Below are 17,831 nucleotides of genomic sequence, written 5' to 3' on the forward strand. Positions count from 1 at the left end.
GCGGGCGCGCCGTTGACGTTCGGCAGGCACGATCTCCGCACCTGCTACATGGGATCGCTGGCGATGCCGCGGCTCCTCACGTTCCGCGCGCCCGTCGCGGGGCTCCCGCTCGCGCACCTGCGGTGATCCCCCCCGACGTGATCTGGATGCGCCCGCTCGACCTCAGGATGCCGAGCGCGAAGACCGATGGAGGAGGAGGAATCACGGCTCAGCCGTGACCTCCGCGGTCAGCGTCGGGCGGAGCGCCAGCGAATTGGTGACCAGGCACGCCGCCTCGGCCTTTTCGAGGAGGCGCCGCGCACGGTCCGCATCCTCGGCGGTGGGCAGCACGAGGCGGGCGCGCAGGTGCAGCGCGGTGAACCGGACGACCCCCTCGGCGCGATCCAGAATGCCTTCGGCGTCACAGTCGAGGCGTCGCCAGGCCAGCTTCGACGCCGCCGCGATCGCTCGGAAGGTGAGGACGAAGCAGTCGGCCGCGGCCGCCACGAGCAGGGTCTCTGGGGACCACTGGTCTCCTGGGCCTCCGAACTGCGGCGGCGGCGCCGTCGGGAGTGCCGGGAGGCCATCGGAGTGGATGAGGACGCTCCCCGCGGTCTCCCCTGCGGCGCGGACGGCATAATGATGCGGATACGCTTGCACGGCTGCTCCCTCCTCTGGGCGGGCGTTACGCGAGATATCCCGTCCACAATGTCGCCGGCGATGTCTCCGCGCAAGCGGCGGGTTCGCGCGCTACGGCCCTGCGCGGAAATGCCGTGGCACAGACGATGCCGTTCACCGTTCGTCAACCGGGGAGGAAGGAATGTCGTGCACATCGCCGGAGACGGCGACGAGTGGCCCGCGCCGTCCACTCGGGGACCAAGGAGGAGCACGATGTCGATTCGAACGACTCTTCGCGGTTGGACGGCGGGCGTCATGGTCTCCGCCGCGGCTGTGGCCGGCGTGGGCTGTGCGTCGGCTCCGGAGCGAACCGCGAGCGCAACGGAGAGCCCGAAACCGGGCCTCCTCATCAACCTGACGAGCGGAAAAGAAGATCCCCACGCTGCCACCATGGCGCTCATGCTCGCGACCCGATCGCAGCAGGCCGGTCGGCCGGCCGTCCTCTTCCTCAACGTCCACGCACCTCCGCTCGCGGCGCGAGACCTTCCCGACGCCGTGGCACTTCCGGGCGAGGCGCCCGTGAAGAAGCTGCTCGCCGACTTCATCCGTTCGGGTGGCCGGGTGGTCGTCTGCTCGCACTGCCTCGCTGTGGCCGGCCTGAAGAGCGAAGACCTCGTCGCCGGAGCGCAGCCGATCGACGGTGAACGGCTCCTTGAGCAGCTCGATCGCGGCACGATCGCGCTGTCCTATTGACCGCGCGCCGCGATAGACCGCCATGGGGCCGCCTTTCGCCGTGGGGCGAGCCCGCCGCTAGAGGGCGCGCTACGCTCGGCCGAACAGCGCGAGGCACTGATCGTCGAGGACGCCGCCGACCAGATCGACGGGCGCGCCGGAGTTCTCGTTCATCCAGCGCGCCGGGACGGCCAGCTCGCGCTGCGCGCCGCCGGTCGCCTCCGTGACCTCCCGCATCGTGCAGCCGAAGACGACGCGGCTGATCCGGGCGAGCCAGGCCGCGGTGAAGCACATCGGGCAGGGCTCCACGGTCGTGTACAGCGTGTATCCCTGCAAGTCCGGCCCGACGGCCGCGCACGCGCGGCGAACGGCGCCCACCTCGGCGTGGTACGTGAGGTCGCGCTGGCCGTTCACCTCGTCGGTCGCCTCCGCCACGATCGTGCCGTCCGGGGCGACCACCAGGGCGCCGAACGGCGGCTCGCCCGCGCGCTGCGCGCCGCGCGCGAGCTCCAGCGCCCGCGCCATGAGCTCCTCGTCGCGGCTCATCGGACGAGCCTCGGGTCGAGCAGCGACTCCGGCGCCGGCGCCTTCTTGACGAGCTTGGACTGGACGGTGAAGTCGACAACGGACTTCACCGATGCATAGACGGGGCCGGCCTTGTCCGCGGTGCCGAAGAGCTGCTTGTTGTCGGCCAGGTCGTAGATCTTGTCGCCGCTCAGCATGCCCTTCACGTCCTCGGGCGGGGCGTTCAAGTACTTGCCGATGATGGGATATGCCTTGTCGGGCTCGCTCCGCAGCGCCCGGACCCCCTGATCGATGGCGCCGAGCAGCCGGGTGTAGGCCTCGCTCCCCGACGCGAGCTTGGACCTCTGCACGGCCACAGAGTTCGTGATCGTGTCGGGCATGCTGGCGCTCGTGAAGATCACGTGACCTCCGTTCTTGGTCGCCTTGGTGATCCACGGCTCCCAGGTGACCGCGGCGTCGACCTTCCCGGCGACGAACGCGGCGCCGGCGTCGTCGGCGCTCATGCTCGTGATCTTCACGTCGCCGGGGCCGATCCCGCTCTTCTCGAGGCCGAAGAGGAACAGCATGTGGTTGACCTCGCCGAGCGTGAGGGCGACCGTCTTGCCCTTGAGATCGGCCATGGTCGCGATGCCCTCCTTCGCCACCACGGCGTCCGCGCCGTTCGAGCTGTCGACCAGGGCGATGGCCACGACGTCGGTCTCGCTGTTGCCGTTCAGCACCGCGAGGTTCTGCAGGGTGGTGAGGCCGACGTCGAGCTGGCCCGAGGCCAGCGCCGCGAGCGTGTCGCCGGGGTTCGAGAACGGCTTGAGCTCGACGCTCAACCCGGCCTTCTTGAAGAGCTCGAGCTCGTTCGCGAGGAAGACGCCCGAGTAGCCGATCCACAGGTCGTGACCGACGGTGAGCTTGATCGGCGTGGGAGGCGGCGTGGGAGGCGGCGCGGCGGCCCCGGCGCGCGCGCTCGACCCGGCGGCGGCGCCCGGGTCGCTCGGCGCCGCGTCCTTGTTCGAGCAGCCCACGGACAGGACGAAGCAGGCCAGCGCTGCCCCGAGCTCTTGTAAAACGGTCCTTCGTTTCATGATCCCCCTTCTCCCTGTTCCAGTTGCGTGTTGGTGAGCCCGAACAGCAGGCGGTCGCGCTGTGTCTCGGATCGAGGGCGCCCGCGCAGCAACGCCATGATCTCCCGCTTCTGGTGCAGGAAGGCCTCGTCGAGCTTGAGCTCCGACGAGCGGGCCGCGCGCGCGAAGGTCACGTCGAGCGTGGCCAGGACGCGGCCTGGCCGCTCGGAGAAGACGACGACGCGATCGGCGAGGAGCAGGGCCTCGTCCACGTCGTGCGTGACGAACAGCGTCGTGATGCGGTGGTGCTGGATGAGGTGGAGCAAGAGCTCCTGCATCTGCTCGCGCGTCTGGGCGTCGAGCGCGCCGAACGGCTCGTCCATCAGCAGCACCTCGGGCTGCACGACGAGCGCCCGCGCGAGGGCGGTGCGCTGCTGCATGCCGCCGCTCAGCTCCGTGGGGTAGCCGTCGCGGAAGTCCCAGAGCCCCACCAGGCGCAGCAGGCTCTCGACCCGGGCCGCCTGCCGATCGCGAGCGCCCGCAACCGCGCGCGCGCGGTTGCGGGCGAGGGTCAGGGGAAAGCGGACGTTCTCCCGCACGCTCAGCCAGGGGAACAGCGTCTGCTGCTGGAACATGAGGCCGATCTCGGCGCCGGGGCCGAGGACGCGCTCGCCGTCGAGCTCGACGGCGCCGGCGGTCGCCGGCTCGAGCCCGGCGACGATGTGCAGGAGCGTCGATTTGCCGCACCCGGAGGGGCCCACCAGGCTGATGAACTCGCCCTCGCGGACGTCCATGTCGAGCGGCGCGAGGGCGTTCGTCTCGCCGCGGCGACCGGAGTACGATTTGCCGACGCCGCGCAGCGACAGCTTCATGCCCCGCCTCCCGTCGTCCAGCGGAAGAGACGGCGCGAGGTCGCGCGGAACACCCAGTCGAGCCCGAGGCCGAGGAGCCCCAGCACCAGCAGGTAGGCGTAGATGCCCGGCGTCTGAAGGAAGCGATAGAAGCGCAGGATGCGAAAGCCGAGGCCCTCGGTCGCCGCCACGAGCTCGGCGACGACGACGTAGCTCCACGCCCAGCCGTTGCACATGCGCAGCGCGCTCCAGATCCCGGGGAGGGCGGCGGGGGTCAGGACGCGCCAGACGATCTCGCGCCGGCTCGCTCCCAGGCTCCGGCTGACGTGGAGCAGGGGCGCCGGGACCCGCCGCACCTCGTCGGCGGTCATAAGCAGCAGCTGAAAGAAGGTGCCCAGAAACACAAGGAGGACCTTCGCGCCCTCGCCGATGCCCGCCACGATCATGACCAGCGGGATCAGCGCCGGCACCGGGACGTAGCGGAGAAACTCGGTCGGCGGCTCGAGCAGCGCGGCGATCGACCGGAACGCGCCGGCGAGCACGCCGAGGGGGACCGCGAGGATCGCGGCGGCGGCGAACCCGGCCGTGACGCGCAGGAAGCTGTGCTGGACGTCGACCCAGAGCTCCTTCGTGACGAGCGCGTCGGCCGTGGCGCGCCCGATGCTCGCGAGCGTCGGCACGATGGCGGCTCTCGCCCCGTCGCGATCCGGGAGCCAGGCGTAGACCGCGATCATCAGCAGAAAGCCCGCCGCACCGAGCGGCAGGCGAGCCCGGCCCGGGAGAGCGCGGCCCAGCGCGAGCCAGCGGGGCGGCGCCTGTCCGCACTGTCGCGACGGCGCGCGCAGCTTCGGGTCGACAAGCATCCTCGTGGAGGCCTCCGTGCCTCCCATCGTGACGTTCATTCGAGGCAGATCGAGCCCAGGCAAGAGGCGATTCCGCCCCGAAGACGAGCTCTGGTCCGGGCCTGTGCGCCAGGCGATCAACCGAACTTTCAACCGACCTTCGTAAGGATGATCCCGAAGCGATGTCACCAGTCCGGCGGCAGACCGTCAAGTGGTATCTGGCGCATCGACGCGTCGTTGAGCCACGCAGCCGCGCCGCGGCGTGGGCTCGCGCCCAAGGTCGCGCACGCTGGGTGGAGGTGCGAGGAAAGAGGATGAGTCCCACCGAAGGCCGCCCGACGAGCGGCGAGCGGTGAGGGAGAGCAGGTGAGCGGCGAGGGAGAGCAGGTGAGCGGGGCGGCGGGCTCGCCGTTCACCGGTGCATCATCGGAGGGTGGTGGGCCATGGCCCTCCGCCGCGCCATCGCGTAGCGCACGCCGGCCCGGAGGTCTCTCAGGAGGATGAGCTCGTCGAGCGCCTCGCCGGTCTGCACGAGCGAGCCGGCGGTGCTCGCGGACATGCCGACTACGACGCACTGCGCGCCGAGCAGGTACACGGCCTGCGCCGCGCGCAGGAGGTGATCCGCGACGTCGCTGTCGATGAGCGGAACGCCGGTGAGATCGAGGATCACGAGCTCGGCGTCATGGCGCTCCACGCCTTGCAGCAGCGCTGTCATGAGCTGGCGGCACCGCGCCCTGTCGAGGTGGCCGACGAGCGGCAGGACGAGGACACCCTCGTCGATCGGCAGGAGCGGCGTCGAGAGGGCGGCTATCGTCTCGAGGAGCCGCGACTGGCTGGCGAGGAGGTCGGACTCGATCTGCCGCAGCGCCTCTTCCGTCCTCTTTCGCGCGGTCACGTCGACCACGACCCCGACCATCCCGATCACGCGGCCGCTGGCGTCGCGGAAGGGAACGTTGTTCTCCAGCGTCCAGCCGTCGCTCCCGTCCTCGAGCTTCCACCGGAGCTCCACGTTCAGCCGCGGGACTCCGTCCGACATGATGATCTCGTCGTTCTCGCGGTAGCTGCGCGCGACCTCCGGGACGAAGATCTCCTCGTCGCGCTTCCCGACGATCTTCGCGGCCGAGAGGCGATAGTGATCGGCGTAGGCCTTGTTGACGGCGAGGTAGCGGTGCTCTCGATCCTTGAAGAACACCATCGCCGGGATCGCGTCGAGAAGCGCGGCGTGGCCGGAGCCGTCCACCGAGAAGAACTGGGCCAGCAGCCCATGCTGCTGCTCGGAAGGCCTCTGCGCGCGCGGCCGTCGCGCCTCGGCCAGCTCCTCCTCCAGCTCCGCGACGCGCCTCCGAAGCGCGGCTACCTGTTCGTCAAGCGCCGTATCGTTGTCTGGCTCGGACTGCATTCAGGGTACCACGTGCTGACCGTCACATTTAGCGCATGATTGTCTGGAGCGCAACGCCTGTCAAGCGTGGTCGATGTTCCGTGTCGGCTCTCCGTCGGCTCTTTATCATCGTCGGAGCGCATCGCCGGAGCGCATCGCCGGAGCGCATCGTCGGAGCGCATCGCCGGAGCGCATCGCCGGAGCGGGTGGGCGGAAGCTGTGGATCTCGACCAAGACGCTCCTCGCCCTCGTGGAGATCCGGCCCTCGCGGTGCGCGATGTTCAAGCTGTACCTTGAGCACGTCGACAAGAGCCGGAACCGCGGAGTACTACGGCTATCGTTTCACGGAGCCCGTGAGATCCAGAGCGGCGCTCAGAAGATAAGGAGATGAGCCACGGCGAAAGCGACGCCAACGAGAGGCGTTGGCTGGGTCAGCCCGGTGCTGGTAGCCTCACGCCCCGCTCATGCGCCGCGCCTCCGTCCTGTCGCTCCTCCTCACCTTGGCCGGCTGTGCCGCAAGCGAGCGCCTGCCCACCGCGCCCCCGACCCCGACCCCGGGGCCGGTCCTCCATGCGGCGGCGCCGGCGGCGCCCGCGCCGGCCGACGCGCCGCTCCTCGTCGCGGAGGAGCCGCCCGCGTGGGTCGACGACCCCGAGCGCCGGACGAAGCTCCTGGCCGTCGTGCCGCAGATCGAGGCCCACCTCGTCGTCGAGCTCGATCGGCAGAGGCTCCCGGGGTTCTCGATCGGCATCGTCGTCGACGGCGACCTCGCGTACTCCCGGGGCTTCGGCCTGAGCGATCCGGCGATCTCGACGGCTCCGGATGCCGATACCGTCTACCGCGTCGGCTCGATCACCAAGACGATCACCGCGACCGCGGTGCTGCAGCTCCGGGACCAGGGCAAGCTCTCGCTCGACGACCCCGCGTCGCGCTACTTCCCGGAGCTCGCGAAGGTGGTTTATCCAACCGCCGACTCGCCGCGGATCACACTGCGGCACCTGCTCACCCATTCTTCGGGGCTGCCGCGGCTCGGTCGGTTCGATTACTCGGATTCGACGCGCGAGGTCACCGCCGCCGAGGTGCGCGCGGCGGTGCCCGGCGCGGTCCTCGAGTACGTCCCCGGGACGAAGGAGGTCTATTCGAACTTCGGGTTCTCGCTCCTCGGGCTCGTCGTCGAGCGCGCCTCCGGGCGCCGCTACCGCGATTACGTGAGCGAAAAAATCCTCGCGCCGCTCGGCATGTCGTCCTCGGTCTGGGACGAGAGCGCCGTCCCGCCGGGGCGCCTCGCGACAGGGCACGTCAGGAAGAACGGCCAGCTGAAGCCGGAGCCCCACTGGCGGTTCGGCGCGTCGGAGGCGGCCGGAGGGCTCTACGCGTCGCTGCGCGATCTGGCGCGTTACGCCGCGTTCCAGCTCTCGGCCTATCCGCCGCGCAGCGGCGAGGAGACAGGGCCCCTCCGGCGGAGCTCGGTCCGCGAGGCGCACTCGGCGGCGCGGCCTGCGCACCTGTCGGTCGAGCCGGCGAGCGCCGAGGGGCGCTATGCGGTCGACGCGAGGGCGAGCTGGATCGGGCTCGCCTGGCACGCTCACGAGAGCTGCGAGGAGGAAGAGGTCGTCCGGCACAGCGGGGCGGTCGACGGATACTCCGCCTGGGTGGAGCTCTACCCGCGGGCCGGCGTGGGGCTCGTGCTGCTCTCGAGCTCGAACGACACGGACAGGGAGGCGCTGCTCGACAAGGTGCGCGCGGCGCTCCCATGACGAGGGCGCGTGGTCGAGGTGCTGCCGGGCTCTGCCCTCGCGGTGAGCGCCTCGACCACGCGCGGCGCCCGCTCCGGACGGCGTTCAGGGAGCGCCGCCGGTGGGGCTCGCGCCGCGAGGGGTCATCCAGCCTTGTCGACGCGCCCGTCGGGGTACCGCGCGAACCGGCCGTCCGCGCGCGCGTGGACAGGGTCGTCGCTCGGCCACGGCCACCCGCCGAAGCCGGTCCGCCGGTAGTCGATGAAGGCCTGCTGGACCTCGGCCATCGAGGTCATCACGAAGGGGCCTTGCTGCGCGACGGGCTCGCCGATGGGTCGGCCCTGGAGGAGCAGGATCTCGGTCTCGTCGGGGCCGTTCTCGAGGAGCGCGGAGACGCCGTCGCGGAGCGTGATCCTGTGGCCCGCGGGGACGCGGCGGGCGCCGACGCGCAGCTCGGTGCCGCGGAAGAAGTAGAGCGCGCGCTTCGTGCCGGGCGAGGCGGCCGGCAGCGTGAACCGCGCGCCCGGCGCCATCGTGAGCGTCCAGATCGCGACGTCGGCGTCCGCGCGCGCCGCCCACGACCTCGGCGGCGGCGCCGGCGGGCGGAGCTCGCCGAAGTTGCCGGCGACGACGGTGATCTCGGTCGCCCTGCCCGCGGCGTCGCGCACGAGCTGCTTCGGGATCGTGTCGCCCCACATCATCACGAACTGCGGGTCGGCGAGCTTGTCGGCGCGCGGGAGGTTGAGCCAGATCTGGAAGAGCTCGAGCGGGTTGGGCCCGTCCTTCTCGACGAGCGGGAACATCTCCGCGTGGACGACGCCGCTCCCCGCCGTGAGCCACTGGACGTCGCCGCGGCCGTAGCGCGCGGCCGCGCCGAGCGAGTCCGAGTGATCGACGAGCCCGCGCCGCACGACCGTCACCGTCTCGAAGCCGCGGTGCGGGTGCTGCGGGAAGCCGGGGACCACGCCGCCGTGGTACATGCGCCAGCCGTCCTTGCCCGCGAAATCGCGGCCGATGGCGCGGCCCGCGAGCGAGGCGGCCGGCCCCATCCGCTCGTCGCCGGCCGGGTACGCGTCGTCGTGGTGGACGCAGAACAGGAACGGGTCGAGCGTCTCCCAGGGGGACCCGAGCCCGAGCGGCGCAACGTCGCGGACCGCGTCCTCCGCGGCGAGCGCGGCTTCATCGGTGCGGCTGGGCGAGGGCTCCGTGCGGGCGCACGCGGCCAGGACAGGCGTTGCGGCGAGGGCACCGAGGGCAGTGCGGCGATCCATGGCGGCCATCGTAGAGCGCTCCCCGGGGAGGGACAACGGTGCGCGCGCGCAACCCGGCGTTGCCCCGGGGGCAACCACCGGCGCCGCCCGCGCCCCGAACGATCCTGGCGCCTCGGCGGCTCGTATCCCCTCGTCCGAGCATCGCTCTGACGTTAGAGTGGCTCCTTGTGTCCACACGTCGCTCCGAGCGGAGCATCATCTTCCTTGTCGCTGCGGTCCAGTTCATCAACGTCCTCGACTTCGTGATGGTGATGCCGCTCGGGCCCGACTTCGCGGTCGCCCTCGGCATCTCGATGTCGGAGCTCGGCCTCATCGGCGGTAGCTACACGGCGGCGGCCGCGCTCTCGGGCCTCGCGGGCGCGTTCTTCCTCGACCGGTTCGACCGGCGCAGCGCGCTCGCGGTGGCGATGCTGGGCCTCGTCGTCGGCACCGCGGCCGGCGGCTTCGCGACCGGGCTGCCGAGCCTCATGGCGGCGCGCGTGCTCGCCGGGGCGTTCGGCGGGCCCGCGACCTCCGTCGCGTTCTCCATCGTCGCCGACGTCATCCCGCCCGAGCGGCGCGGCAAGGCGATGGGCGTCGTGATGGGCTCGTTCTCGGTCGCCTCGGTGCTCGGCATCCCGGCCGGGCTGGAGCTCGCCCGGCGCGGCGGCTTCCCGCTGCCGTTCTTCGCCGTCGCGGCGCTCGGGCTGCTCGTCGCCGGGCTCGCGATCTTCCTGCTGCCCTCGATGCGAGAGCACCTCGCCGGCGAGCGGTCGTCGGACAGCGCCCCGAGCGAGCTCCGCGCCCTCCTCGGCCGGCCGCTCGTGATGCTCTCGTACGCGACGACGGCGACCGTGACGATGGCGTCGTTCCTGGTGATCCCCAACATCTCTGCCTACGTGCAGTACAACCTCGGGTATCCGCGCGAGCGGCTCGGGCTGCTCTACTTCGCGGGGGGCCTGGTCAGCTTCGTCGCGATGCGCGCCGTGGGCCCGCTTGTCGATCGCTTCGGCGCGTTCCAGACGGGCTCCGTGGGAGCGGCGGTGCTCGTCGGTATCCTGTACGCCGGGTTCCTCTCGTACGTGCCGGGGCTGCCGGTGCTCGGCATCTTCATCGTCTTCATGCTCGGCATGACGTTCCGCAACGTCTCGTACAACACGCTCACGTCGAAGGTGCCGCGCCCCGCCGAGCGGGCGCGCTTCACCTCGATGCAGTCGGCCGTGCAGCACATGGCGGCCGCGATCGCGGCGTTCTGGTCGGCCAGGTTGCTCCACGAGCTTCCGGACAGGCGCCTCGACGGCATGCCGGTCGTCGCCGCCCTCTCGATCGCGTTCACGCTCGCGATCCCGCTCCTGTTCTTCGGGATCGAGCGGCGCGTCGCCATCGCCGCCGCCCAGCGCACGTAGCCCTGCCGCCGCGTCCCCCGGCGCCCGGCGGCGGCGCGCCGGGGGTGGGCTCGGGGCGCGGGCGTCAGCGGGCGGGGTTCATCTGCGAGAAGCGATAAGCCCCCACGGTGGCGGCGAGGGACGAGAGGACGAGGAGCGCGAGCGCCAGCGCGACGTTGTTGGGCAGGTCCGAGCTCGGCAGGCCTGAGCTCGGACCCCCACGCCCGCCTCAGCGCTGCTGCGCCCCGAACCGCGCCTTCGCCGCGTCCACCGCGGCCTTCGTCCACCGATCGACCTCGTCGTCGGTCAGCGTCCGCTCCGGCGACCTGAACCACAGCGCGAACCCCAGCGAGTGGGTCCCCGCCGGCAGCTCGCTGCCGCGGTACCGGTCGAACAGCTCGACCTTCTCGCAGCGCTCCCCGGCGGTCGTCCGCAGCAGCTCGAGCACCTGGCCAGCCGGCGCGTCGAGCGGCAGCAGCAGCGCCACGTCGTGCCGCATCGCCGGGAACCGGCTCGGCTTCGCGGCCGCCGGCGCCTTGTACGCCGCCGCCACCGCCGCGAGGTCGAGCTCCGCCACGACGGCCCCGGTCGTGATCTCCAGCGCGTCGCGGACGTCGGGGTGGAGCTCCGCCACGTACCCGACGGCGCGGCCGTCGAGCGTGACGCGGGCGCCCTTGCGCGGGTGCGCCCACGGCGGGGGCTCGCCCTCGAGGTCGAACTCGGGCGCCACGCTGCCCGCGAGCTCCGCCAGCACCGCCTCGACCACGCCCTTGCCGTCGTAGAAGTCGACGTCCTCGGGCCGCGTGAGGTAGCTGTCGCGCGGCCCCGCGAGGAGCATCGTCAGCCGGGTCGGCTCGTCGACCGGCGGGCGCTCGACCCGCGCCGGCTGGCCCGCGCCGTCTCCAACGCCTGCTTCGCCCTGGCGCGGCAGGAACACCTGGCTCACCTCGAACAGGCGCACCCGCGGCACGTTGTACCGCTGCGAGCGCTGCGCGACGGTCAGCAGCCCCGGCACGAGCGACGGCCGCATCACCGACTTCTCCTCGGAGAGCGGATTGACAAGCCGGAGGAGCGACGCGCTGTCGTAGCGCGCCGCCTTCAGCTCCTGCGGCGACAGGAACGAGTACGTCACCGCCTCGTGCAGGCCGATCCCGGTGCAGATCTGGCGCACCCTGCGCCGGAGCCGGTAATCGCCCTTCGCGCCCGCGGGCGCCGCGCCCACGCGCGGGAGCCGGCTCGGGATCTGATCGTAGCCGGCGACGCGCGCGACCTCCTCGATGAGGTCGATCTCCTCCGCGATGTCGGGCCGGTGCGCGGGCACATCGACGAGCAGCCGATCCGCCTGCTGCTCCACGATCGAGATCCCCAGCGTCTCAAGGATCTCGCGCGTCCGCGCCGGGGCCTCGGCGCCGATGATCCGCTCGTACCGCGGCAGCCGCAGCGTCAGGCGGCGCAGGGCGCGGGGCGCGACGTACGCGTCGATCGGCTCGCCCGCCGCCTCGCCGCCGGCGAGCTCGCAGATCAGCGCGCTGCCGCGATCGCGCGACAGCGGGACCCCGGAGAGGTCCACCTCGCGCTCGAAGCGGTGCGACGCCTCGGTGTGGAAGCCGTACCGGCGCGCCGACCTGCGGATCCCGCGCGGCTCGAAATACGCCGACTCGAGGAACACCCGGCGCGTCGTCGCGGTGACGCCGCTGTCGGCGCCCCCGATCACGCCGGCCAGGGCCACGGCGCGCTCCGCGTCGGCGATCACGAGGTCGTCCTCGTTCAGGGACAGCGTCTGCCCGTCGAGCGCGACGAACGTCTCACCTGGCCGGGCCTTGCGGATCTCGATCGGCAGCCGCAACTTGTCGAGATCGAAGGCGTGGAGCGGCTGCCCCCGCTCGAGCATCACCAGGTTTGTCGCGTCGACGATGTTGGTGATCGGCCGGACCCCGAGGCGGCTCAGCCGCACCCGCGCCCAGAGCGGCGAGGGGCCCACGCGGACGCCCTCGATCACCTGGCCGGCATACCGGGGGCACCGCTCCTTGTCGCGCACCTCGACCGACGCCCGCGTCGCGCGCGCCCCGCCGCCGCTCGCCTGCGCCGCGACGGCCGGCGGCTTGAAGGGGATACCGAGCACCGCGGCCACGTCCCGGGCCACGCCCAGGTGGCCCAGCGCGTCGGGCCGGTTCGGGGTGACGCTGAGCTCGATGATCCAGTCCTCGAGGCGCGGCTCCCGGTCGAGCAGCGATTGCCCCGGGCGCCCGCCCTCGACGGTCAGGAGGCCCTCGTGGCTCGACCCGAGCCCGAGCTCGTCCTCGGCGCAGAGCATGCCGGCCGAGGTGAAGCCGGCGACCGCCTTCTCGGTCAGCGTGACGAGCGCGCCGCTGCGATCGAGGACCTGCGCGCCCACGGGCGCATAGCAGACGAGCGCGGGCGCGGCCGGGATGACCGGCGCGCCGCACGCCACCTCGACGCCTTCGCCTCCCGCCCCGCCGGCGTCCACGCGGACCAGGGTGAGGCCCTTCTTGCTCGGGTGCGGCCGCGTCGCCACGACGCTCGCGAGGACCACCGGGCGCAGCGCGGCGCCGACGTGCGTCACGCGATCGACCTCGAGCCCGCCGCGGCCGAGCGCCGACGTCACCGCGTCGACGCCGGGATCGGCGCCGAGGATCTCTTGAAGCCACTTGTAGGATATCAACATGGGGAGTCAGCGCTGCAGCGAGGGGAGAGCCGCCTAGAGGCTTCCGAGGAAGCGGACGTCGTTCTCGTAGAAGGCGCGGATATCGTCGACGGCGAACTTCATGTTGGCCGTGCGATCCACGCCGATGCCGAACGCCAGCCCCGTGTAGATCTCCGGGTCGATTCCGACGTTCCGGAGCACGGTCGGGTGCACCATGCCGCACCCGAGCACCTCCAGCCAGCCGGTCCCCTTGCACTGCGGACAGGCGCGGTTCGCGCCGAAACAGACGAGGCACGACACGTCGAGCTCGGCGCTGGGCTCGGTGAAGGGGAAGTAGCTCGGCCGGAAGCGCGTCCTCGTGTTCTCACCGAACATCCGGCGGCTGTAGACCTCGAGCAGGCCCTTGAGGTCGGCGAGGGACACGTCGCGGTCGACGACGAGCCCCTCGATCTGCACGAACATGGGGCTGTGGCTCGCGTCGTCGTCGCGCCGGTACACGACCCCGGGCGCGACGATCATGACCGGCGGAGGGTGGGAGAGCATCTCGCGCACCTGCACCGGGCTCGTGTGCGTGCGGAGGAGCACGTTCTGGCCCGGATCGCCGGCCACGTAGAACGTGTCGTGCATGTCCATGGCCGGGTGATCCGCCGGGAAGCCGAGGAGATCGAAGTTGTAGCGCGCGAGCTCGATCTGCGGCCCCTCGGCCACGTCGAACCCGAGCCCGACGAAGATATCCACGATCTCGTCGAGGGTCCGCATGATGGGGTGCGGCCGGCCGGGCGCGCGCCAGCGGCCGGGCAGGGTGATATCGAGGGGCGGCGCGGAGAGCTCGCGATCGCGCGCGGTCCGCTTGATCCGAGCCGTCGCCTCCTCGCGGGCGCGCTCCACGCGGCCCTTGACCGCGTTGAGGCGCTGGCCGAGGAGCTTGCGCTCCTCGGGGGCCGCCCCGGGCAGCTGCTTCATCAAGGCATTGAGCGAGCCGCGGCGCCCAAGCAGGCTGGCATACAGGCGGTTCAGCTCATCGAGATCGCCGACGGCGGCGAACTGGACGTCCACCGTGCGATCGACCTCGTCGATGAGGCGGCCGAGTTCGGGACCACTCATTGCCGCCCCCCTTACCTCAGAGGCCAAGGCAACGCAAGAAGTGACCTCCCGCGCTGCGCCAGCGTGCGGGACGTCCGGAGCGCGCGCGGCGGAGACGGAGCGCGCCTCGTCGCGAGGGGCCGGCCACCGGCGCTGCCGGCGCGCGAGGAGCGAGCCGCCGCCAGGGGGGAGGCTGCTCGAACGACGCCGGGGGAGCTCCGCTCCGGCGCCTCCTCGATTCACGCTCTCCGCGAGGTCTCCCCCGGAATCGCTCGTGCCGCGTCGCCCAGGTTCGTCCCTGATTGGATGAGAGAATGGACCACCGAGGCACAGAGGGCACAGAGGAGAGAGAAGAACGATAAGATGTTCTCTCTCTCTATATCTATCTCTCTCCTCTGTGTCCTCCGTGTCTTTGTTGTTCGATATTCTCTTTTCTTATATCCATCATGAGCACGCCGCCCCCCGGGTCCCGTACACGGGCGGCGGGAACGGCTTCCAGATGGGCGGAGGCAACGACCTCGCGTCCGACCACCGCGCCCCCTGGCACCCAGCGTGCATTGAGGCCCGAGACCACGCGCCATCCCGGTGACCCGATGCCGGCATCAGGGCGCCGGCGCGCGGTGGTGCAAGGAGCCGACGAACTATGAGATTGCTTGCGTTTGCCATGGCGGTGCTGAGCGTGGCTGCGGTCGGGCTCGGGTGCGGCAGCAGCCCGGGCGACGGTGGAGAAGGCGACGGGGCGAGCTCCGGCAACCCCTCCGGCGAAGGGGGCTCGTTCGACATCGGCGGCAGTCCCGGGCCCGGGTCGAGCGGCGCGGGCGGCGGCGGCGCCCCCGCGGGAGGCGGAGCGTGCGCCACCCGGACGGCGGAGGCGTCGCTTCAGCCCGTGTATCTCGCCTTCGCGTTCGACGTGTCGGGCAGCATGGGCAAGGGCGACAAGAAATGGCACGATAAAGCGCTCAAGTGGGATCCCGTCGTCGCGGCGACCCAGCAGTTCTTCGCGGATCCCGGGTCCGAAGGGCTCACGGCGTCGCTCACGTTCTTCCCCGCCGAGGACGACAGGTGCACGACCGGGATCTACACGACGCCGGACGTGCCGCTCACGCCGCTCCCGTCTCCGGCGTTCGGCGCGGCGCTCGACCGGATCGAGCCGATGGCCTCGAGCGACTGGCGCGGCGGCACGCCGACCGCGTGGGTGGTGCGCGGCACGAGCGCGTTCATCGAGGCGCAGCGCCAGCAAAGCCCTGGGAAATACGCGATCGTGCTCGTGACGGACGGCTACCCGCAGGGCTGCGACGAGGCATCCGACACGATCGACGCCGTCGTGGACGACGCCCGGGCGTCGCTCGCGGACAGCATCCTCACGTACGTCATCGGGGTCGAGAACCCGCCGATCGAGGGCGCGCCGGATACCCTCGACGACCTCCACAAGATCGCCGCCGCGGGCGGCACGGAGAGCGCCGTCCTCATCGACACCGGCGATCCCTCGCAGACCACGGCCGCGTTCAAGGCGGCCATCGACCGGATCCGCGGCGCCTCGGTCTCGTGCACGATGGCGATCCCGCTCCCCCCCGACGGGAGCAGCTTCGACAAGGAGAAGGTCCGCGTGCTCTACACGAGCAGATCGAGCGCGACCGCCGAGCTCGCGTACGATCAGAGCTGCGCGACCGAGGACGCCTGGCGCTACGACGAGCCGGCGAACCCGACGCAGATCGTGCTCTGCGTCGACACGTGCACGACGGTCCAGGCCGACGCGGCGGCGAAGCTGAACGTCGACTTCACCTGCGACCGCGTGATCGAGGTTCCCCTGTGACCTGATAGCTGGAGGCCGCGGCGCACGCGCAGCGCGCCGCCGGCCGGATCCGTGTCAATGAGGAGTTGACACCGTTGACGCGCGCAGTTGCACCTCCACGGCCGCACCCCTTCTCCGCCTCTTCGGTCGAGCGCCCGTCCCTCGTCGCCCGGCGTCAGCTGCCGCCGCGCACGGGGCGAATCTTGCGATCCAGCGACGCTGCCGAGTGTTGTAGAACAGGGCAACGATGGCAACGGCTCCGGAGCGCGAGGGCAGGACCCTCGATCGATACACGCTCCACGGCGTGATCGCCTCCGGGGGGATGGCGTCCGTCCACTTCGGGCGGCTCGTCGGCGCCCATGGGTTCGCTCGCACCGTCGCGATCAAGCGCCTGCACCCGCAGTTCTCGAGGGATCCCGAGTTCTCCGCCATGCTCCTCGACGAGGCGCGGCTCGCGGTGCGCATCCGCCACCCGAACGTCGTCACCACGCTCGACAGCGTCCAGGCCGACGGCGAGCTCTTCCTGGTGATGGAGTACATCGCCGGCGAGTCGCTCTCGAGCCTGCTGCGCGAGGCCGGCTCGCGAGGGGTCCAGGTGCCGCAGCCGGTCGGCTCGGCCATCATCGCCGGCGCGCTCGCGGGCCTGCACGCGGCGCACGAGGCGACCGACGAGGGCGGCGCCGCGCTCCAGATCGTCCACCGCGACGTGTCGCCGCAAAACATCCTGGTCGGTGAGGACGGGATCGCGCGCGTCCTCGATTTCGGCATCGCGCGCGCGGCGGTGCGGAGCCAGGTGAGCCGCGTCGGCCAGCTCAAGGGCAAGCTCAGCTACATGGCGCCCGAGCAGCTGCGCGGAGCGCCCTTGAGCCGCCGCACCGACATCTACGCCGCATCGGTGGTCCTGTGGGAGGTGTTCGCCGGGCGGCGGCTGTTCACGGGGGAGTGCGACGCGGAGATCTTCGGGCGGGTCCTAGAGGGCGTCGTCCAGCCGCCGAGCGCGTACGGCGACGTGCCGAAGGCGCTCGACGAGGTGGTGCTGCGGGGCCTCGCCAGGGACCCCGAGCGGCGTTATGCGACCGCGCTGGAGATGGCGGCCGCCCTGGAGGAGGCGCTGCCGCCGGCGAGCCCGCGCGTGGTCGGCGCGTGGGTCGAGGCGACCGCGGGGACGCTCCTCGAGGCGCGGGCGCAGAGCCTCGCCGCGATCGAGACGTCGCAGCGGAGCGCGGCGCCGACGCCATCGAGCCCCGCCGCCGTGGCGTACACGCCGCTGCGGGAGGTCGACATGCGCCCGGCGCTGCTGTCGGGCAACCGCGCGCGATCGCAGCGGATCTCGGTGACGGTTCCGACGATGACGAGGACGGTCGAGGACATGGCGCGGCCCGTGGCGCCCGCGCCCGCGACGCCGATCGTCGCGGCGGCGCCGGCTCGGCGGGCGACAGCGCAGCTCGTCCGCGCCGCCGCGCTGGCGTTCGGGGCCGCCGCGCTCGTGCTCGCGCTGGCCGTCGGCAGGGGCTGCGGCGCGCGTCCGGAGCTCGCGCCGGCCGAGCACGCCAGCGTCGACGAGTCCTCGCCGCCCACGGTCGCCTCGGCGCCGGAGGGCTCCGCGGCCGCCCCGGAGGCCTCCGCGGCCACGCCGGAGGCCTCAGCGGCCACGCCGGAGGCCTCAGCGGCCACGCCGGAGGCCTCAGCGGCAGCCCCGAAGGCCTCTGTGGCAGCCCCGAAGGCGCCCGCCGCGAGCGCGTCCGCGCCGGCGCCTGCGGCCTCCACGCGCGCCGCCGCGGGGCCGAAGCCGGTCGCGCGCGGGGCCGCGCCGGAGCGCGCTGCGGGCGTGCGCGCCGTGGCCCCCGCGCGCAGCGCGCGGCCGCGCCCGCGCTGCGTGCCCCCCTACTACGTGGACGGCGACGGCATCCGTCGGATCAAGCGTGAGTGCCTGTGAACGA

Annotated in this window: 14 protein-coding genes; 5 read left to right on the forward strand and 9 right to left on the reverse strand. The window is 72.0% G+C overall.

The window, feature by feature from the left end; genetic code table 11:
• Positions 1-201: 201 nt before the first annotated feature.
• Positions 202-639 carry an OsmC family protein gene (locus WMF28_RS16730; protein WP_437603240.1) on the reverse strand — a complete coding sequence of 146 codons (438 nt, stop codon included), beginning with the start codon at positions 637-639 and terminating at the stop codon, positions 202-204.
• A 408-nt stretch (positions 640-1,047) separates the two neighbouring features.
• Here WMF28_RS16730 and WMF28_RS16735 point away from each other — a divergent pair, with 408 nt between their 5' ends.
• Positions 1,048-1,350, forward strand: a complete 303-nt coding sequence (locus tag WMF28_RS16735) for a DsrE family protein (RefSeq protein WP_437603241.1) — start codon at positions 1,048-1,050, stop codon at positions 1,348-1,350.
• Between the two features lie 69 nt (positions 1,351-1,419).
• Here the strand turns inward: WMF28_RS16735 and WMF28_RS16740 are convergent, their stop codons facing one another.
• The 5 genes from WMF28_RS16740 to WMF28_RS16760 all read right to left on the reverse strand — a co-directional run bounded on the left by WMF28_RS16740 (position 1,420) and on the right by WMF28_RS16760 (position 6,001).
• Complete coding sequence (locus tag WMF28_RS16740; protein WP_437603242.1) at positions 1,420-1,875, reverse strand: nucleoside deaminase; 456 nt, start codon at positions 1,873-1,875, stop codon at positions 1,420-1,422.
• On the reverse strand, positions 1,872-2,870 hold the full coding sequence (locus WMF28_RS16745) for an ABC transporter substrate-binding protein (protein ID WP_437603243.1): 999 nt from the start codon (positions 2,868-2,870) through the stop codon (positions 1,872-1,874). Before WMF28_RS16745 ends, WMF28_RS16740 begins: the two co-directional genes overlap by 4 nt.
• Positions 2,871-2,926: 56 nt before the next feature.
• On the reverse strand, positions 2,927-3,781 hold the full coding sequence (locus tag WMF28_RS16750) for an ABC transporter ATP-binding protein (RefSeq protein WP_437603244.1): 855 nt from the start codon (positions 3,779-3,781) through the stop codon (positions 2,927-2,929).
• Positions 3,778-4,662: an ABC transporter permease gene (locus WMF28_RS16755; RefSeq protein ID WP_437603245.1), complete on the reverse strand. Its 885-nt coding sequence runs from the start codon at positions 4,660-4,662 to the stop codon at positions 3,778-3,780. Before WMF28_RS16755 ends, WMF28_RS16750 begins: the two co-directional genes overlap by 4 nt.
• A 352-nt stretch (positions 4,663-5,014) precedes the next feature.
• Complete coding sequence (locus WMF28_RS16760; protein ID WP_437603246.1) at positions 5,015-6,001, reverse strand: PAS domain-containing protein; 987 nt, start codon at positions 5,999-6,001, stop codon at positions 5,015-5,017.
• A 443-nt stretch (positions 6,002-6,444) separates the two neighbouring features.
• Here WMF28_RS16760 and WMF28_RS16765 point away from each other — a divergent pair, with 443 nt between their 5' ends.
• Entirely contained in the window at positions 6,445-7,737 is a 1,293-nt protein-coding gene (locus WMF28_RS16765) for a serine hydrolase domain-containing protein (protein WP_437603247.1), read from the forward strand.
• A 122-nt stretch (positions 7,738-7,859) separates the two neighbouring features.
• On the opposite strand, the gene WMF28_RS16770 is transcribed toward WMF28_RS16765, so the two are convergent.
• Positions 7,860-8,996: a pirin family protein gene (locus tag WMF28_RS16770; protein WP_437603248.1), complete on the reverse strand. Its 1,137-nt coding sequence runs from the start codon at positions 8,994-8,996 to the stop codon at positions 7,860-7,862.
• Positions 8,997-9,154: 158 nt separating this feature from the next.
• On the opposite strand from WMF28_RS16770, the gene WMF28_RS16775 reads away from it, so the two are divergent.
• Positions 9,155-10,372: an MFS transporter gene (locus tag WMF28_RS16775; protein WP_437603249.1), complete on the forward strand. Its 1,218-nt coding sequence runs from the start codon at positions 9,155-9,157 to the stop codon at positions 10,370-10,372.
• A 208-nt stretch (positions 10,373-10,580) separates the two neighbouring features.
• On the opposite strand, the gene pheT is transcribed toward WMF28_RS16775, so the two are convergent.
• Together pheT and pheS are read right to left on the reverse strand one after the other, a co-directional pair.
• Positions 10,581-13,037, reverse strand: a complete 2,457-nt coding sequence (gene pheT, locus WMF28_RS16780) for a phenylalanine--tRNA ligase subunit beta (RefSeq protein WP_437603250.1) — start codon at positions 13,035-13,037, stop codon at positions 10,581-10,583.
• A 33-nt stretch (positions 13,038-13,070) separates the two neighbouring features.
• Positions 13,071-14,120 carry a phenylalanine--tRNA ligase subunit alpha gene (pheS, locus tag WMF28_RS16785; RefSeq protein ID WP_437603251.1) on the reverse strand — a complete coding sequence of 350 codons (1,050 nt, stop codon included), beginning with the start codon at positions 14,118-14,120 and terminating at the stop codon, positions 13,071-13,073.
• A 622-nt stretch (positions 14,121-14,742) separates the two neighbouring features.
• Here pheS and WMF28_RS16790 point away from each other — a divergent pair.
• Entirely contained in the window at positions 14,743-15,912 is a 1,170-nt protein-coding gene (locus WMF28_RS16790; protein ID WP_437603252.1) for a vWA domain-containing protein, read from the forward strand.
• Between the two features lie 226 nt (positions 15,913-16,138).
• Positions 16,139-17,827: a serine/threonine-protein kinase gene (locus WMF28_RS16795; RefSeq protein ID WP_437603253.1), complete on the forward strand. Its 1,689-nt coding sequence runs from the start codon at positions 16,139-16,141 to the stop codon at positions 17,825-17,827.
• Positions 17,828-17,831: the final 4 nt, after the last annotated feature.

The sequence above is a fragment of the Sorangium sp. So ce590 genome (genome assembly GCF_051521365.1).
Classification (GTDB): Bacteria; Myxococcota_A; Polyangia; order Polyangiales; family Polyangiaceae; genus Sorangium.